Genomic DNA, 16,336 nt, shown 5'->3' with positions numbered 1-16,336 from the left:
GACAAGGACCCCCCATGGCCTCCGTCTCCCCCGCCACCGAAGCCCACGCGATCCTGCGCGCGCCCGACCTGGACAGCGCCGAGCGCGTCTATCTGGGGCTGATGCCCGACCTTGAACACGTGAACGCACTGGCACGCCGTGCAGTGGGCCTGTCACGCGTTGCCGACGCCGCACGCGGCTATGCGCTGTCGATGACCCTGGTCGGACTGCGCCTGCAGGAGCTGGAGATGGGCGAACCGACGGCCCGGGAACATCGCCAGGCGACCCTGCGCAGCCTGCGCCAGGCCTTCAGCGCCTGACGACACACGCACGGACACTGCCGCCGCACCCTTGCGGCGGCACCCGCATTCACTGCATCAGCAGAGAAGCCCGCGCGGCAGCGTCGCTCAGCGCAGCGTGGTCCACGCCAGCAGCGCGCACAGGATCGCAACCCAGATCACTGCCTTGAACGTGCCTTCCAGCATGTTGCCGCCGAACAGGCGTTCCAGGAACGGATTGGGCCTGGACACCGGGACGTGATCGCTCATGCGGCAGCTCCTTGCAGTGATGGCGCGGTTGCGCGGTAGCGCCGAGTCTACGCCTGCGCGGCCCGGATTCATCGGCGCCTGCCTGCCTTTGGCGACGCAATCCCCGCCTTCGTCGCAGGCCGGCTGCGGTGCCCGGCCGGCCATGCCAGCCTGCATGCACTTTCCCGCTGGAGCACCGTGCCATGCCGATGCTTGCCCTGATCCTGCTGTTCTCCAGCCTGTTCGGCAACGGCAGCGGGCCCACCGAGGATGCCCTGCGCAGCCAGATCCTGCGCACCGAGGGCCCGCAGGACACGCATGAAGCGCTGCCCCTGCAGCTCTATCACCTGCGCCAGGACCGCGTGCTGCGCCTGGGCAGCCAGCAACCGGCAGGCGACCACGGCGGCAGCCCTCATGCTGCGCTGGCCCGGGTACGTGTGGCGCAGCTGTGGGAGCGCATCGATGGCCACTGGCGGATTCAGCGTTCGATCACCATCACCCGCTGATTTCACGCCACTGAACCGGTAGGGAGGCGGCTTCGCGGAAACGCCGGGGCACTGTCCCCGGAACGAAAAAAGCCGGCCCCGGGGCCGGCTTTCATCCTTTCCACCGCTACACCGGCAACGCCGGGAGCAGGTGGTGGGCGGTACAGGGTTCGAACCTGTGACCCCTACCATGTCAAGGTAGTGCTCTACCGCTGAGCTAACCGCCCATCTTGTTCTTGCCGCCCGAAGACTGGCCTTGTTACGTAAAAACCCGGCGCCAGGGCCGGGCTTTGCAGTTCACGACAGCCCTCCTGCGAGGACTTCGTGGTGGGCGGTACAGGGTTCGAACCTGTGACCCCTACCATGTCAAGGTAGTGCTCTACCGCTGAGCTAACCGCCCGTTTTGCTTCTGCATTTCCGCGATTGCGTAGGTGCAGGCCGCGTATATTACGGATGCCGGCAGGGAAGCGCAACACTTTTGTGAAGATGATGCTGCACTGCCGCGTTCAGCCCAGGCTGGCTTCCTTCAGCTGCCGGATCTGGTCACGCACGCGCGCGGCATCCTCGAATTCCAGGTCCTTGGCGTGCTGGTACATCTGCTGTTCCAGCGCCTTGAGACGGACCCCAAGCTGCGCCGGCGACAGCGAACGATAGTCGGCCGCCTCTTCGGCCACGCCCGCCCGACCCTTGCCCTTGCCCTTCTTGGATTCCTTTTCCGCGGCATCCGAACGCGCGCCTTCGAGGACATCGACGATCGGGCGCGCCACCGAGCGCGGCACGATGCCATGTTCTTCGTTGTACTCGACCTGCTTGGCGCGGCGACGGTCGGTTTCATCGATTGCCGCCTGCATAGAACGGGTGATCCTGTCGGCATACAGGATCGCCTTGCCACGCACGTTGCGGGCAGCGCGGCCGATGGTCTGGATCAGCGAGCCGGTGGAACGCAGGAAGCCCTCCTTGTCGGCGTCGAGGATCGCCACCAGCGATACCTCGGGCATGTCCAGGCCCTCGCGCAGCAGGTTGATGCCGACCAGCACATCGAACTTGCCCAGGCGCAGGTCGCGGATGATCTCCACGCGCTCGACCGTGTCCACGTCCGAGTGCAGGTAGCGCACGCGGATGCCATGCTCGGTCAGGTATTCGGTGAGGTTCTCGGCCATGCGCTTGGTCAGCGTGGTGACCAGCACGCGGTCACCCGCCTTGATGCGCTCGTTGGCCTCGCTCATCAGGTCGTCGACCTGGGTGCCCACCGGGCGGATCTCCACCACCGGGTCGATCAGGCCGGTCGGGCGCACCACCAGCTCGGTGATCTCGTCACCGGCCTCGCGGTATTCGTAAGGCCCCGGCGTGGCAGACACGTAGATCGCGCGCGGGCAGCGCTCCTCCCATTCCTCGAAACGCAGCGGACGATTGTCCAGCGCCGACGGCAGCCGGAAGCCGAACTCGACCAGGGTCTCCTTGCGTGAGCGGTCACCCTTGAACATGGCGCCGATCTGCGGAATGGTCACATGCGATTCGTCGATGACCAGCAGCGCATCCGCCGGCAGGTAGTCGAACAGGGTCGGTGGCGGCTCGCCGGCGGCCTTGCCGGTCAGGTGCCGGGAGTAGTTCTCGATGCCGTTGCAGTAGCCGACCTCGGCCATCATCTCCAGGTCGAACTGGGTGCGCTGCGCCAGGCGCTGCGCCTCCACCAGCTTGTTCTGCGCGTACAGCTGCTCCAGCCGTTCCTTCAGCTCCACCTTGATCGTCTCGATCGCCGCCAGCACGCGCTCACGCGTGGTCGCATAGTGCGTCTTCGGGTAGACCGTGAAGCGCTGCATGTTGCGCAGCGTCTCGCCGGTCAACGGATCGAACAGGGTGATCTTCTCGACCTCGCCATCGAACAGCTCAAGGCGCAGCGCTTCGCTGTCCGATTCGGCCGGGAACACGTCGATCACTTCGCCGCGCACGCGGAAGGTACCGCGCTGCAGTTCGTACTCGTTGCGTGTGTACTGCAGCTGGGTCAAGTGGTTGATCAGGTCGCGCTGGTCGATGCGCTCGCCCCTGGACAGGATCAGGCGCAGCGACAGGTAGTCTTCCGGTGCACCCAGGCCATAGATCGCCGACACCGTCGCCACCACGATCGCATCCGGGCGCGACAGCAGGGTCTTGGTTGCGGCCAGGCGCATCTGCTCGATGTGCTCGTTGATCGAACTGTCCTTCTCGATGAAGGTGTCCGACGACGGCACGTAGGCTTCCGGCTGGTAATAGTCGTAGTAGCTGACGAAATACTCCACCGCGTTGTGCGGGAAGAACGCCTTGAACTCGCCATACAGCTGCGCCGCCAGCGTCTTGTTCGGCGCCATGATCAGCGTCGGCTTCTGCACGTTCTGGATGACGTTGGCGATGGTGTAGGTCTTGCCCGAGCCGGTCACGCCGAGCAGGGTCTGCTTGGCGATGCCGGCCTCGAAGTTGCTGGTCAGCTTCGCGATGGCATCGGGCTGGTCGCCCGCCGGCGAATACGGCGAGACAAGTTCAAAACTGTCGCTCATGGTGTTGCCAGTTCCCGGGAATGATGAGTATACGGGGCGAGGGGTGACGGCTGGCTGAGGGTTCGCCGGGCAGTCCGCCACGGGGATTCCCGATGGCGGCCGCACAGCCCGGCGCGGAGGCTGGATACATGTACTCGACCCATGCCCCCTGCCCCCTCGGCCCCCGCTCAGCGCGGGGCGTGCACCTGACTGAACTGCTGGTGGTCATCGCCGTGCTGGCGGTGCTGCTGGCCGCGTCCTGGCCGGCGCTGCAGCCCCTGCTGCTGCGGCAACGCGCCGATGCACTGCAGCTGACCCTGCACGCGAGCCTGTCCAGCGCGCGCAGCGAGGCAGTGCGCAGGCGTGAGCTGATCGGCCTCTGCGCCAGTGTCGACGGCCTGCGCTGCAGCGACGACTGGAGCGCAGGCTGGATCATCTACCGCAGTGGCGACCGGCGCGGGGAGCCGGCGTCGTCGGAGGTGATCCTGAGCCATCACACTGGGCGCTCGGACGTCTCGATCCATGCCCAGGCCAGCAGTGGGCGCCCGCAGCTGTTCTTCCAGGCAGATGGACGCAGCCCGGGGGCCAACCTGACCCTGCGCATCTGCGCAGGCAACCGGCTGCACGGTGCGCTGATCGTCAACAATGGCGGCCGCGCCCGCAGTGAGCGCGTGGACCGCGATACACCCTGCTGAATGCTCTCGCAGAAAAGCAAAAGCCGCGATTTCTCGCGGCTTTTGCAGTATCTGGCGCCCGAAGTTGGACTCGAACCAACGACCCCCTGATTAACAGTCAAGTGCTCTAACCGGCTGAGCTATTCGGGCGGGGAGGCGCATTGTACTGGTCGATTACAGGAAGATCAACACCTGTTTCACCAGCAGCTGGCAACGCCGCCGTCAGCCGTCTTGCGGTTGGCCTGGTCCACGCTCATCGTGCCGCAGCTGTCCTTGGCCTGCGTGCCCTGCGGGGTGGCGGTGATGGTGAAGCTGGTGCCATCCCCCTTGTAGTCCAGGTTGTAGCGCACGGTACCGCCATCACGCGGCGACACCTTGGTCGGCAGCGCGTAGCCGGTGTAGGAGTTGTTGCTGGTGTGGTAGCGCTCGGCACGCTGCGCGTACTCGGCCAGGTCCGCCTTCACCACCGCACGATGCGATCGGCGCACGTACTCCTGATAGGACGGAATGGCGATCGCCGCCAGGATGCCGATGACGATCACCACGATCATCAACTCGATCAGCGTGAAGCCAGCCGCGCGGCGAGGCATGGGAGTGTGCAACATGAGCGTGGATCCTCGCACTGGGGTTACTGGAGCTGGCGCCAGGACTGGCGACCGCACGGGTAAGGCAGATACAGCGACTGGCTGCCCGCCGCACCGACGGCCATCCAGCAGGTGCTGCCTCCGGGCGGCCCCTTGTTTTCCGTCGGACGTGGCAGCACGGACAACGAGACGTCACGCACCGGCGCGGTTCCCCCGGTCTTCAACGCGATCGCCGCGGTCCCTGATCCGGGCTGGCTACCGGCCGGCGAGCCGTAGCGGACGTTCTCCAGCATCGGCAGGCCGCTGATCGACGACAGTCCGAACAACCAGTTCGAGCCACTGGTCGAACAGCCGACCGTTTCCATGTTGGGCACATAGGTCGGCATGAAGACGATGCCACTGACCAGGGTCGGATTGCCAACCGCGCGCTCGCCATTGCCGGCAGGCAGCTGGATCATCCAGCCGCGCGCATTGGCTGGAGCCGCACCCGCCGTGATCTTGCGCTCATCGGCCCCTGCAGCGGCGGCTGCTGCCGTGTACGGAACCAGGTTGGCAGCGGTCACCGTCGAGGTCACCGTCTTGCCCGACAGATCGTTCACGGCATACAGCGCCTGCTGCGCCTTGTCATCCTTGTCGCTGGTGAACGAGAAGCTGCCGGTGCCGAAATACAGCATCACGCCACCGGAGGGCCCGGTCGCGGCGGTCATGCCACCGGTGATCGGCTGGCGGTAGGTCTTGTTGGAGGAGTCCTGGGCCGCCTGGCTGGTGAACATCGGCACGGTCAGCGTGGTATTCGCACTGCTGGTCAGGTCGAACTTCCACACCGCGCCACGCTGATCGGCTGCATAGACGGTGTCGGCCAGTCCATCACGGCCGCGCGCATCCTGGCTCGCGCCGGTCCAGCGATCGACCACGACCACATTGCCCAATCCATTGTCCCCGGAGATGCCGGCGCCTGAGGTGCCCTCGACCGCTTCGATCATCCGGATGTCGCCGGTGGCCATATCGACCACGAACAGCACCGCCTTGCCGTTGGCGCTGCCGTAGCCATTGCCGAAGATCGCCTTCCAGGCCACGCCGGTACCACTCTTCACCGGCACGATGACCGGCTTGCCCAGCACGAAGCCGATGTTGTTGCGTACCTCGTCCCTCAGCGACGAGTTGATGTCGCTGATTTCCCACAACACGTTGCCGGTGCCGAAGCTGTCCGGCGTGGTGACGTCCAGTGCGAACACCGAACGGCCACCGGCACCGGTGGTACCCACCAGGCTGGTCTGCCAGCTGCTGCCATTGAAGGTATCGGACACGGCAACCGGGCCATCGACGTAATAGCGATGACGGAACGTCTGATCGGCGGTGTCGGACTTATAGGGGAACAGCAGGTTGGCCATATGGCCCAGCGCGGTAGCCGGGATGTAGGCAAAGCTCTCCTTGCCACCCGTGCCATCCTGCTTGGCATCAGCCTTCATGCCGCCATCGAAGGCATGCAGCATGCCGTCGTTGGCACCGACATACACCATGTACCGCTGCGACTTGGCCTTGGTGGCCAGGTAGTCCGTATAGCTCTTGGCGTAGGTGCCACCGAGCTGGCGGTAACCGTAGTCGTCCAGCGGCGAGCTCACCACCGGCGCCGAATTGACGATGTCACCCAGCGGCGTGGTCCGGTCGCGGTACTTGCCGCCGTTGCGGACTTCGGTCGAGCTGTCGGCACTGAGATAGTTGATGGCGCTGGCCAGGTCGGCCTTGATCGTCGTCAGCTTGTCGCTGGAACAGACCAGCATCGTCGCGTACTTGCCGCTGGGCTTGCTGCACAGATCCTGCAGGCTGATGCGGGCGCTGTTGAAGTCCACCGGCGAACCCAGCTTGTTGGCCACGATCCGGCGACCGGACGATGTCAGGCGGCTGGAGGCTTCCCACACCTCGGTGAGTTCCGCCACCTGGTCGGCGTTGACCTTGACGCTGGATGCGGTCAGCTTGCTCGACCAGTCGGTGCCACTGTTGGTGATGTCATAGCGCGGGGTCACCGCCAGCGAGCCGGTGCCGATGCGCGCACCACTGATGCCGATCGTTCCCGACGGCGATGCACCACCGGTGATCGAAGACAGCACCCGGCGCATGGCCTCAGTGACATCTGCCGGGGTCTGTGCGTTGATGAATTCGCCACGGCTGTTCACGGCCGCGTGCCACAGTTCATCGATGACGGTACCGTCATCGACATTGATCGGGTTGCCGTTGCCGGCCCAGTTCGGCGGGTTCTTGTAGGGATCGTCGGTCGCTGCCTGGTTGACGCCATAGATCTTGCCCTGCGCGCCCAGGGTCACGCCGTAGAAATTCATGTGCAGGTCGGTCTGGCAGTCCAGGCGCTTCCAGTCCGGGCTGCTCTTGTCCAGCGAATTGCACTTGTCACTGACCGGCACCTGCCCGGCCGGGAAGCTGGTCCCGGTACGCAGGGGCGTGCGGGAACCGGCATAGGCCGCCGCCGCGATGTCGGCGATGGTATTGCTGTAGCCATCGGCGAACGGAATGGACGGCAGATGGGTCGAGTTCACCGAATCGGCATCACCGAAACCGCTGTTCGCCGTGTTGCCGGAGTTGGTGTAGCCGTCGGTGAACAGCATGCCGCCGTTGCGCTGGCAGGCCAGCTGGACCGGCGCGCCGCTATCGGTACGGCGGAACTGGTCCACCAGGTACTCCACGGCGCGACGATTGGGCGTGCCGCCACTGGCGGTCAACCCGTAGATCTGCGAGTACAGATCAGCACGGTTGGTGACCATGTCGTACATGGTCGCGTTGCTGAGCTTGTTGATGGTGAAGTAGCCCACGCGCATCGTGTCCACGCTGACCAGCGCGGCCGTCGACGAACCGACGATCGCCAGCACACGGTTGCGGTGGTACTGGAACCAGTTGGCAAAGTTCTGGATCGCGGCGTTGTAGGCCGCGGAACTTGAATAGTTGCCCGACTTGATCTGGTAGCGGCGCATGTCGCAGCCGGGGCCACATGCCCCTGCGATCAGCGGCCGGCTGGCATTGTCGGTCTTGTAGCCCGCCGGTGCCGGCGCCGCCGCTGGCAGGTAGAACGTGGCCGGGAAATAGGTCACCGCATAGGTGGTGTTGCCGGTGTTGCTGATCGCCGCCGTACTCCAGCCACGGCCGGTGTAATAGGAGTTACCGGTGCCGGACAGGTCGGGAATCCGCATGCCGCTGACGAACTGGAACTGCTCCGCCGTCGTGGAACGGTCGGTCGTCATGTTGTACACGGCGTTGTAACCGCGCTGGCCCGAACGCGGATCGGCGCGGGTCTGGGTGAGCACCGCGTCAGCCCAGAGCGTGCCATCGGCATTGGTCCACGGGCGGTAGGTCACGTCCGGGTTGAAGTAGCTGGCGTTGTAGACATGCGAACGGGCGAAGCCGTAGATGTCCAGCGGCGGAATGGCGCGACCCGGCGAATACTCCTTGTTGAAATCCGCGTGCGGGTACAGGTAGAGATAGCAGTCCACCGAGTTGTTGGCGCACGCCGTACCCACGCTGAAGAAGCTTCCATCGTTGTTGAAGAAGCTGCCGTTGCTGGAATTCCAGCGCATGCGGCCGTCACCACCGGGGAACATGCGCTCGAAGTTCATCGAACCCGAATCGTCCACCGCCATGATGAACGCCGGTGTCGCGCGCGTCTGCACGTTCATCGGCTCCTGCGCCAGCACGCCCTGCGCCTGTGCGGCAAACAGGGTATGCGCCAGATAGCCGCCAGCGGCCAAGACGGCAAGGCCAACGCCTGCCAGGATCCTGCGGTTGCGAGTGTTCATGGGCTCCCCACCCTCACAGCTTGAATACGGTATCGATCGCCGCACGCGACGTCGCATCACTGGTGGTATCACCGGCATACGTCGTGATCTGGTAGACCGGCGTTGGCTTCTCCACCGACTTGCCCATGTCCAGCGCACCCTCCCCCTGGATGCAGCCCTGGATTTCACGGACATAGATCGCCGGCTTGCTGCCCAGCTTGGTTTTCGCGACCCACCCCGAAGGATCGAAGCCGTCATCGCACTGCTGGCTGATGTCGGCGGACGTTACGGCCGGATTGGTACCGGCATCCTTCCGGTTGGCGATGTTCTCCACCGCGTTCTCGGCGCTGCGCGCCGCACCTTCGGCGTTCTGGAACGCCATGTTGGTCGCCCGGTAGCCGGCCGCCATGCGCTCCTGCATGCCGGCCACCTGCATGCCGATCACGCCCAGCAGGGCCAGCAGCACCAGCATGATCAGCGCGACGTAGAGCACGGCGCCCTGCTGCCGTGCCTGGGCAACGAAGGGACGGCGCCTGGAGGAAGGATGAGTGCGCATGGTCGTCAGTTCCCGAACAAGCGGTTGCGCAGCGCAACGGACGCTTCATAGGCGCCACGATGGCGCTGGTCGTAAGGATCGGCCGGGGCAAAACCCACCCCCAGGATGGCCGGATAGGTGGCCGCGCTGCCCGGCGCTTCGGCCGCCGCACGCTGCGGACTGCGCGCCAGCAGGCCCACCTGCACCATGCCGACGCGGCGCCACTGCCCCGCGGCGGCGGCATCGGTGCCGGTACTCACCGCACTGGCCACGCGCTGGTCCACGATGCGACCGGTCGGCGGCGTGGGCAGGGCAATGTTCGTGGTGGCATCCAGGCCATACAGGAACTGCATGTTCTCGATGCCTTCCACCAGCTCCTCGCCATCGGCGTAGCCGCCGGCGCCATTGGCGCGTGCCCGGTAAAGCGCCGGCTCGCCATTGGGATTGGTCGCGATGTAGTACGCCATGCCATCGGCGCGATACAGCATGGTCATCGCGTTGTTGACCGAATAGTTGCTCAGGTCGACCTTGTCGACCTTCACCGTCGAACCGGTGATGGTGGCGGGGAATACGTCCGCACGGGTGCAGTCGGCCACGCCGAAGACCGTCGGCGTGCCTGCGGCATTGGCCTTCAGTCGGGCCATGCCATCACTGGAGACGGTCAGTGTGGTCGCGCCCGCGGCCACGGATATGCCGGTGACGACGGCCCCTTCCGGACTCATCAGGCGCAGTACCAGGATGTCGCTGCCCGGCAACGGTGCCGGCTTGAGGTTGGCGATGCTCTTCGGAACCGACTGCGCCGCGCTCCACGCACGGCCCAGCGTCAGCGTGGCGCCCGGCGCCGTACCTGCAGCCTCGTATCCCTGCACGGGAACCGAGAAATCCTGCGGGTCGCCACTGCCCGAGCTGATGCCCAGGTGGTAGCCGACATCGCCGGTGTTCTTGACCACGTGGGCCTGGTCGTTGACGCAACCGAAATGGCCGGCCATGCGCAGGTCACGCTGCAGGAAATCCAGCGCGAAGCGCGCGTTCTCCTGGGTGCGGGCCGCGCCTTCGGACAGGCGTGACGCCGCACGCGAGGCGATGAAGATCTGGGTGACGCCAAGCATCAGGACCAGACCGATGACCATGGCGATCATCAGTTCGATCAGCGACAGGCCTCGGGCTCGCGAAATTGGACTCATGGGCGCGTTCACAGGAAGGTCGTCAGGCCGAAGGTGGTAAGGCTGTCGGGATCCTTCGGATCCCAGCGCTGGTCACCCCAGCTGATGGCCACGGTGACCTGGCCGGTGCTCTGCACGAAGGTCACCTGCGCGCTGGCCTTCTCGCCCAGCGTGCGTGCGACCTCGCACTGCCAGCGCGCCACGTTCGTCTTTGGCGTCACGGCGGCGCCGGTCGGCCAGGAACAGGCGCCGCTGGGCTTCACCGAGCCGGCCGAGAACGAGGCCGAGGAATAGGCGCCACCGGCCAGCGTGTCGGTACGCTGGGCGCGCATCAGCTCGATCAGATCGTTGGCCAGGTTGGTGGCCTGGGTACGGTAATTCGCGCTCTGCACGAAGCGGACGTTGGTGGTCTGCAGCAGGGCAAAGCCCAGCAGCCCGAATGCCAGGATCAGCACCGCCACCATCACTTCGATCAGGCTGAAGCCGCCCTGTGAAGACCGTGGGCGGGCCAAGTTGCGGCGGCTCATGAGCAGGTTCCCTTGGTCACCCGGACCTGGCCGGATTGGTTGATCGTCAGTGTGCTTTTCGATTCACCGGCCTTGCACGCATCCGGCGACAGCACCAGCGTCTGGTCAGCAACCGCCCGGCGTCGGCCGCGCCCGTCGAAGGCGATGACCGCACCCGGCGGACCCACCACGCTGAGCTGCGGGTTGCCCTGCGAAAAGCGCAGCGCGACATCATTACTGCCCATCTGGCCGTCGCCATCGAGGTCCGACCAGGCCAGTACGCCCTTGGACCAGTCGCCATCACAGGCCTTGCCATCGGCGCTGCCACAGACACCGCCACCGTTGCTGTTGCGGATGCCTTCACTGCGGGCCAGGTTGGCCAGCGCGATCAGTTCATTGTTGGCGGTCGCCAGCCGGTTCGAGCGGATCATCCCGCGGAAGCTCGGATAGGCGATCGACGCCAGGATCACGAAGACGGCCAGCGTGACCATCAGTTCAACCAGCGTGAAACCGTTTTGCCGGCGCAAAGACATTGGACGCTCCCCAGCGTGTTGGTGGCCACGATGGGCCATCGCCCCGCCACCGGCAAGCGGCGGCAGGATGAACGGTCAATCCGGGGCGACGGGCGTCAAAGGCTTGACGACCCGCCCTCCCCTGCCAGTGCCGGCGCGATCCCCATCGCGCCGGCCCGGATTCAGGCCAGCACCTGGTAGCAGGGCTGGTATTCGCCGGAGATCTTCATCCGGCGCTGCTCGACAAAGGCGCGCAACAGCGCATCCAGCGCCTGCATCATGTCCGGGTCACCGTGGATCTGGAACGGCCCGAACTGCTCGATGCGGCGCATGCCGTCTTCCTTCACGTTACCGGCCACGATGCCCGAGAACGCCCGGCGCAGGTCGGCCGCCAGCGCGTGCGGGGCGCGCCCGTGATGCAGGTCCAGCGCCGCCATCGCCTCGTGGGTCGGCACGAACGGTTGCTGGTACTCCCACGGGATCTCGATCGACCAGTTGAAGAAGAACGAATCCTTCTGCGCCAGGCGGTGCTCGCGCACGCGCTTGATGCCGTTGGCCATCTTCTTGGCCACCGCCACCGGGTCACCGATGATGATCTCGTAGCGCTCGGCAGCCTCATCGCCCAGGGTCAGGCGGATGAAGCGGTCGATCTGCTCGAAGTACGGCGCGGCCACGGTCGGGCCGGTCAGGATCAGCGGGAACGGCAGGTCCTTGTTCTCCTCGCGCAGCAGGATGCCGAGCAGGTACAGGATCTCTTCGGCGGTACCGACGCCACCGGCGAACACGATGATGCCGTGGCCGATGCGGACGAAGGCCTCAAGGCGCTTCTCGATGTCCGGCATGATCACCAGGTGGTTGACGATCGGGTTCGGCGACTCGGCGGCGATGATGCCCGGCTCGGTCAGGCCGATGTAGCGTGTCACGGTACGGCGCTGCTTGGCGTGGGCGATGGTGGCGCCCTTCATCGGGCCCTTCATTGCGCCCGGGCCGCAGCCGGTGCAGATGTCCAGGCCGCGCAGGCCCAGCTCGTAGCCGACCTGCTTGGTATACAGGTACTCATCGCGCGAGATCGAGTGGCCGCCCCAGCACACCACCAGGTTCGGATCACCCGGGTTGAGGATGCGGGCGTTGCGCAGCAGGCCGAACACCGCATTGGTGATGCCCTCGGACGACTCCAGCTCGGCGGCGTAGGCCGGGCCCATCTCGATGGCCATGTAGGCCAGATCGCGCACGACGGCGAACAGCAGCTCGGCGACGCCGCGGATGATCTCGCCGTCGACAAAGGCCATCGCCGGTGCGTTGACCAGGTCGATGCGCACGCCGCGATCCTGCTGCGCCACCTGGATGTCGAAATCAGGGTAGAGATCGCGCGCGGCGCGCGGATCGTCCGAGGCGCTGCCGCTGGTCAGCACGGCCAGCGCGCAGCGACGCAGCAGCTCATGCATGCCGCCCGCGGAGGCATCGCGCAGGCGTGCCACCTCGGCCCGCGAGAGCACATCCAGCCCACCGCGCGGGTAGATCCGCGCATCCTGCACCGGCAGTGCACGGGCCGATTTTTCGTTCGTGGTCATGTCCAATTTTTCGCTTCCTTCAAGGTTTCCGACTGTACTGCCGCCCCCTTAAAAAGCAAAACGGCCGGGAAGCCCGACCGTTGGATATGTGCTTCCCGCGTTCGCCTTTCCGGGACCGCATCGGCGGCGTTGGCGCCGCGCACATTTCTGGATGCTACGCCCTTGCCTTGCACCCTGCAAGGACTTTCGCCTGAACGGGAAACGGCCGGGTTTCCCCGGCCGTTTCCGTTTACAGCACAGCTACGTCAGTGCATCAGAACTGGTAGCGGAAGCCCAGCTGCATCGACCACTGCGACACACCGACGTCGAAGCCGTCAGCATCCGAGTTGGCGACGCTCGGCAGGTCCGCGCCACGGTAGTTGTAGACGTACTTGCCGTTGTACAGGCCCTGCAGGCTGGCAACACGAGCGTTGGCGTAGAAGCCGTAGTCGTAGATGTTGCCCCACTTCTTGTTGAGCATGTTGCCGACGTTCTGGATGTCCAGCCAGATCTCCGACTTGTGGCCCTTCATGAAGCCCGGCAGCTGCTGGCTGATGCGGATGTCGAAGGTGTTGATCCAGCCGGTACGGAACTGGTTGGCCGGAGCCACCTGGCCTTCGTACTTGGCCAGCTGCGGGTTGGCCGCCAGCCAGTCGAAGAACGACTTCTCCATCGCCGCATCGGCGGTGAACTTGCCGGCGTTGGACAGGGTGCCGAACAGGACCTCGCCGCGACGCGGCACGTAGAACAGGTCGTTGCCCGAACGGCCGTCGCCGTTGGCGTCGTTCACATAGATGTAGCTGTACGGACGGCCGCTGCGGCCTTCGTACACCAGACCCACCTTGGTCTCGTAGTCGCCGAAGAACTTGTGCTTCCAGTTCAGCGAGCCCGACAGGCGGTCGCGGATCTGGTAGCGCGAGGTGTTCAGCATTTCCTCGTTGGCATTGAAGGCGTACTGGTAGCCCCAGCCCGAGCTGGCGGTGGAGCTGGTCAGGCTGCCCACTTCCTTGGCATCGGTGTAGGTGTAGCCCAGGTTCCAGGACCAGTCGCTGCTGGCGCTCCACGGCTTGCTCAGCGAGACGGTGAACTGCGAGGTACGACCCTGGTCGGTGTTGTCGATCAGGTAGACGTTGTTGAAGCCCTGTGCGGCATAACCATTGCGCGCATCGTTGGTGCCCCACGCCCTGCCGTCAGCCGAAGGCACGTAGTAGTTCACGCGACCATCGGCACCGACCTGACGGCCCTTGCCCAGGTTCAGGTGCTGGTAGTACAGGCCATCCTTGACCTTGGTCACCAGCAGCTCGGCCGAGGCGACCATGCCGTACCACGGCAGCTCGTGATCGAAGGCCAGGTTGGCCTTGTACAGCGACGGCAGCTTGAAGTCGCGACCGACGAAGTTGACGTTCTGCAGCGCACTGCCCGGGGTGGTCGGGACCGGCTGTTTGTCCTTGTCCGGATTGAACTTCTGACCGTTGTAGCGGCTGATGTTGTACGAGTCGTAGTTGAAGCCGGTGGTGGAGTAGCTGTTGCTGATCCACACCTGCGGCGCATCACCCTGGAACAGGCCGATGCCGCCGCGCAGCTGGGTCGGGCGCTCGGTGTCGAAGGTGTAGTTGAAGCCGAAGCGCGGCTGGATCAGGAACTTGCTCGGGAACACCGCACTGTTGTCATAACCGAAGACAGTCTGCGCCTTCTGGTTGTACGCCGGCGCCGGGCTCACCTTCGGACGGTCGCCGCGCAGGCCCATGGTCAGGGTCAGGTTGCTGTTGACGTACCAGGTGTCCTGCACGAACAGGGCAAGATTGCTGTACTTGTAGTCAGCCGCGATCGAGTTCGCGCTCTTTTCCTTGTTCAGCTGGTAGGTCTGCCACTGACCCTTGGCGAAATTGTCCAGGCCATAGAAGGTGTAAGCACCCCACGAGCCAGCGCCGTAGTAGTTGTAGACATCGTTGGTGTCGTACGAACCACCGAACTTCAGGTCGTGGTTACCCAGGGTCAGCGTACCGGCGGCGTAGTAGTTCCACGCCTTGGTTTCCAGCACGTTGTTCTGCGAGTTGGTCTCGGTACCCAGGAACAGCGAGTCGCCTTCCGGCGTGGTCACATCGCCGCCGCGCGGGAAGTAGATGCGGATGCTCGGGGCATTGGTCGGCACCTGGCGGACGGCCGAGTACTCGCGGTACGAAGCCTTCAGCTCGGTCGAGAAGGTGTCGGACCAGTCGCTGAAGACCTGGGCGACGTAGCTCTCGTTGGTCTTGACGTGCTGGTACCAGTACGAGCTCAGCGACGCCTGCGAGGTCGAACCCATGCCGTTGATGCGCAGCTTGCTCTGCTCGAGCTTGCTGTAACGGATGTTGGCGCGGTGGTTCTCGTTGATGTTCCAGTCGAGCTTCAGTGCGTACTCTTCCAGATCGGTGTTGCCGTTGCTTTCGATACCGCCGGCATCGAAGCCATAGCCCTTGGCGATTTCCTGGGCACGGGTCACGTCAGCCATGCTGTAGTCAGCATTGGCCTTGCCCAGCGCAGTGCTGGACAGGTCGGCGCCCGGCGCGGACTGCTTGAACTTCTCGTAGTTGGCGAAGAAGAACAGCTTGTCCTTGACGATCGGGCCGCCCAGGGTCATGCCGTAGGTCTTTTCGTCGTTGAAACCGTTGAACTTCTTGCCTTCCGGGTTCTTGCCGAACCAGTCACCGTCACGGTAGGTGCCGTAGACCGAACCGTGGAATTCATTGGTACCGGACTTGGTCACCGCATTGACGGTGGCACCCGCAGCGCCAGCGATGCTGACGTCGTAGTTGGACAGGTTGATGTCCAGCGCTTCGATGGCTTCCATGGCGACCGGCTGGCGGCGGGTCGGCATGTTGTTGCCTTCCAGGCCGAAGGTGTCGCTGGCCGAGACGCCGTCGATGTTGATCGAGTTGTAGCGCGGGTTCTGGCCACCGGCCGAGATCGAGCCCGATGCGCGGTCGATGAAGGTCACGCGCGGGTCCAGGCGCATCAGATCCTGGATGTTGCCGCCGATGGACGGCGCAATCTCGATCTGCTCCTGGCTGATGTTGGTGCCCGAGCCCATCTTGGTGGCGCTGAACACTTCCGAGCCGCCGCCGACGGCGGTGACCTGCACGGTGTCCAGGTTGGTGGCCTTGGCCATGTCGCCGGTCAGGATGGCATTGATGGTGCCGGTCTGGTTCACGCCCAGGTAGACGCCATCTTCGGTCTTGGTGCCTTCACCCGGCTTGGTGATGGTGATGGTGTACGGACCACCCACGCGCAGGCCGCGCGCGTTGTAGCGACCCGCCGCGTCGGTCGTGGCGCGCGACACGGTGCCCGACTCGGTGTGGGTGATGGTGACTTCAGCACCGGCGACGGGCTGGCCGCCGCTGGTCACGACCTGGCCGCCGACACCGGCAGTGGTGGTCTGGGCGAAGGCGGGAGCGGCAGCAAGTGCAGCCACGAGACCAAGGGTAAGCTTGGACATCCGGAGTGGGTGGGTCATTTTTCGGTAGCCTCGATGCGAGTTGGCGATGGCGGAAAA

General features: G+C 64.9%; 13 protein-coding genes and 3 tRNA genes. 3 read left to right on the top strand and 13 right to left on the bottom strand.

From position 1 onward, the window contains the following. Nucleotides 1-14 precede the first annotated feature (14 nt). Entirely contained in the window at nt 15-299 is a 285-nt protein-coding gene (locus ACZK1G_RS07350; RefSeq protein ID WP_014036615.1) for a hypothetical protein, read from the top strand. An 87-nt stretch (nt 300-386) separates the two neighbouring features. Here ACZK1G_RS07350 and ACZK1G_RS07345 read toward each other — a convergent pair whose 3' ends face one another. Continuing rightward, nucleotides 387-527 carry a hypothetical protein gene (locus ACZK1G_RS07345; protein ID WP_162838510.1) on the bottom strand — a complete coding sequence of 47 codons (141 nt, stop codon included), beginning with the start codon at nt 525-527 and terminating at the stop codon, nt 387-389. A 182-nt stretch (nt 528-709) separates the two neighbouring features. Between ACZK1G_RS07345 and ACZK1G_RS07340 the strand changes: the two genes are divergently transcribed. Continuing rightward, the gene (locus tag ACZK1G_RS07340; RefSeq protein ID WP_101765234.1) at nt 710-1,012 is read left to right on the top strand and encodes a hypothetical protein; all 303 of its coding nucleotides are present in this window, start codon (nt 710-712) and stop codon (nt 1,010-1,012) included. Between the two features lie 131 nt (nt 1,013-1,143). Here ACZK1G_RS07340 and ACZK1G_RS07335 read toward each other — a convergent pair. From ACZK1G_RS07335 to uvrB, 3 genes are all read right to left on the bottom strand, one after another. Beyond that, nucleotides 1,144-1,218 (bottom strand) — tRNA-Val (locus ACZK1G_RS07335). Nucleotides 1,219-1,316: 98 nt separating this feature from the next. After that, nucleotides 1,317-1,391: transfer RNA gene (locus ACZK1G_RS07330), tRNA-Val, on the bottom strand. A gap of 106 nt (nt 1,392-1,497) precedes the next feature. Continuing rightward, nucleotides 1,498-3,522 (bottom strand): excinuclease ABC subunit UvrB, encoded by a 2,025-nt coding sequence (gene uvrB / locus ACZK1G_RS07325; protein ID WP_101765233.1) that lies wholly within the window; start codon nt 3,520-3,522, stop codon nt 1,498-1,500. A gap of 128 nt (nt 3,523-3,650) precedes the next feature. On the opposite strand from uvrB, the gene ACZK1G_RS07320 reads away from it, so the two are divergent. Further along, nucleotides 3,651-4,196, top strand: a complete 546-nt coding sequence (locus ACZK1G_RS07320; protein WP_101765232.1) for a GspH/FimT family pseudopilin — start codon at nt 3,651-3,653, stop codon at nt 4,194-4,196. A gap of 52 nt (nt 4,197-4,248) precedes the next feature. On the opposite strand, the gene ACZK1G_RS07315 is transcribed toward ACZK1G_RS07320, so the two are convergent. From ACZK1G_RS07315 to ACZK1G_RS07275, 9 genes are all read right to left on the bottom strand, one after another. Next, nucleotides 4,249-4,325: transfer RNA gene (locus tag ACZK1G_RS07315), tRNA-Asn, on the bottom strand. A gap of 47 nt (nt 4,326-4,372) precedes the next feature. Beyond that, nucleotides 4,373-4,780, bottom strand: coding sequence for a type IV pilin protein (locus tag ACZK1G_RS07310; protein WP_014036610.1), 408 nt, complete (start codon nt 4,778-4,780; stop codon nt 4,373-4,375). Nucleotides 4,781-4,803: 23 nt separating this feature from the next. Continuing rightward, the gene (locus ACZK1G_RS07305) at nt 4,804-8,559 is read right to left on the bottom strand and encodes a pilus assembly protein (protein ID WP_049446008.1); all 3,756 of its coding nucleotides are present in this window, start codon (nt 8,557-8,559) and stop codon (nt 4,804-4,806) included. Nucleotides 8,560-8,572: 13 nt separating this feature from the next. Further along, nucleotides 8,573-9,094 carry a pilus assembly PilX family protein gene (locus ACZK1G_RS07300; RefSeq protein ID WP_049446006.1) on the bottom strand — a complete coding sequence of 174 codons (522 nt, stop codon included), beginning with the start codon at nt 9,092-9,094 and terminating at the stop codon, nt 8,573-8,575. A gap of 5 nt (nt 9,095-9,099) precedes the next feature. Next, on the bottom strand, nt 9,100-10,257 hold the full coding sequence (locus tag ACZK1G_RS07295) for a PilW family protein (protein ID WP_101765231.1): 1,158 nt from the start codon (nt 10,255-10,257) through the stop codon (nt 9,100-9,102). 8 nt (nt 10,258-10,265) lie between these two features. Next, nucleotides 10,266-10,763, bottom strand: a complete 498-nt coding sequence (gene pilV / locus ACZK1G_RS07290; protein ID WP_014036606.1) for a type IV pilus modification protein PilV — start codon at nt 10,761-10,763, stop codon at nt 10,266-10,268. Then, a complete protein-coding gene (locus tag ACZK1G_RS07285; protein WP_014036605.1) occupies nt 10,760-11,275 on the bottom strand; it encodes a pilus assembly FimT family protein in 516 nt (171 codons plus the stop codon). Before ACZK1G_RS07285 ends, pilV begins: the two co-directional genes overlap by 4 nt. A 161-nt stretch (nt 11,276-11,436) precedes the next feature. Next, nucleotides 11,437-12,825, bottom strand: a complete 1,389-nt coding sequence (ppnN, locus tag ACZK1G_RS07280; protein WP_014036604.1) for a nucleotide 5'-monophosphate nucleosidase PpnN — start codon at nt 12,823-12,825, stop codon at nt 11,437-11,439. A 253-nt stretch (nt 12,826-13,078) separates the two neighbouring features. Next, complete coding sequence (locus ACZK1G_RS07275; RefSeq protein ID WP_197621945.1) at nt 13,079-16,279, bottom strand: TonB-dependent receptor; 3,201 nt, start codon at nt 16,277-16,279, stop codon at nt 13,079-13,081. Between the last annotated feature and the right edge of the window lie 57 nt (nt 16,280-16,336).

The sequence above is a fragment of the Stenotrophomonas sp. 109824_Sma genome (assembly GCF_056480025.1).
The sequence above is the reverse complement of the archived record's forward strand: the minus strand, read 5'-3'. Positions and strand labels throughout refer to the sequence as shown.

Excerpts from the sequence above, each read along its gene's own strand:
- ACZK1G_RS07300 (WP_049446006.1), bottom strand. The coding sequence starts at position 9,094 with ATGCGCACTCATCCTTCCTCCAGGCGCCGTCCCTTCGTTGCCCAGGCA.
- ACZK1G_RS07285 (WP_014036605.1), bottom strand. The coding sequence starts at position 11,275 with ATGTCTTTGCGCCGGCAAAACGGTTTCACGCTGGTTGAACTGATGGTC.
- ACZK1G_RS07310 (WP_014036610.1), bottom strand. The coding sequence starts at position 4,780 with ATGTTGCACACTCCCATGCCTCGCCGCGCGGCTGGCTTCACGCTGATC.
- ppnN (WP_014036604.1), bottom strand. The coding sequence starts at position 12,825 with ATGACCACGAACGAAAAATCGGCCCGTGCACTGCCGGTGCAGGATGCG.
- ACZK1G_RS07320 (WP_101765232.1), top strand. The coding sequence starts at position 3,651 with ATGTACTCGACCCATGCCCCCTGCCCCCTCGGCCCCCGCTCAGCGCGG.
- pilV (WP_014036606.1), bottom strand. The coding sequence starts at position 10,763 with ATGAGCCGCCGCAACTTGGCCCGCCCACGGTCTTCACAGGGCGGCTTC.
- ACZK1G_RS07350 (WP_014036615.1), top strand. The coding sequence starts at position 15 with ATGGCCTCCGTCTCCCCCGCCACCGAAGCCCACGCGATCCTGCGCGCG.
- ACZK1G_RS07340 (WP_101765234.1), top strand. The coding sequence starts at position 710 with ATGCCGATGCTTGCCCTGATCCTGCTGTTCTCCAGCCTGTTCGGCAAC.
- uvrB (WP_101765233.1), bottom strand. The coding sequence starts at position 3,522 with ATGAGCGACAGTTTTGAACTTGTCTCGCCGTATTCGCCGGCGGGCGAC.
- ACZK1G_RS07295 (WP_101765231.1), bottom strand. The coding sequence starts at position 10,257 with ATGAGTCCAATTTCGCGAGCCCGAGGCCTGTCGCTGATCGAACTGATG.
- ACZK1G_RS07345 (WP_162838510.1), bottom strand. The coding sequence starts at position 527 with ATGAGCGATCACGTCCCGGTGTCCAGGCCCAATCCGTTCCTGGAACGC.
- ACZK1G_RS07305 (WP_049446008.1), bottom strand. The coding sequence starts at position 8,559 with ATGAACACTCGCAACCGCAGGATCCTGGCAGGCGTTGGCCTTGCCGTC.
- ACZK1G_RS07275 (WP_197621945.1), bottom strand. The coding sequence starts at position 16,279 with ATGTCCAAGCTTACCCTTGGTCTCGTGGCTGCACTTGCTGCCGCTCCC.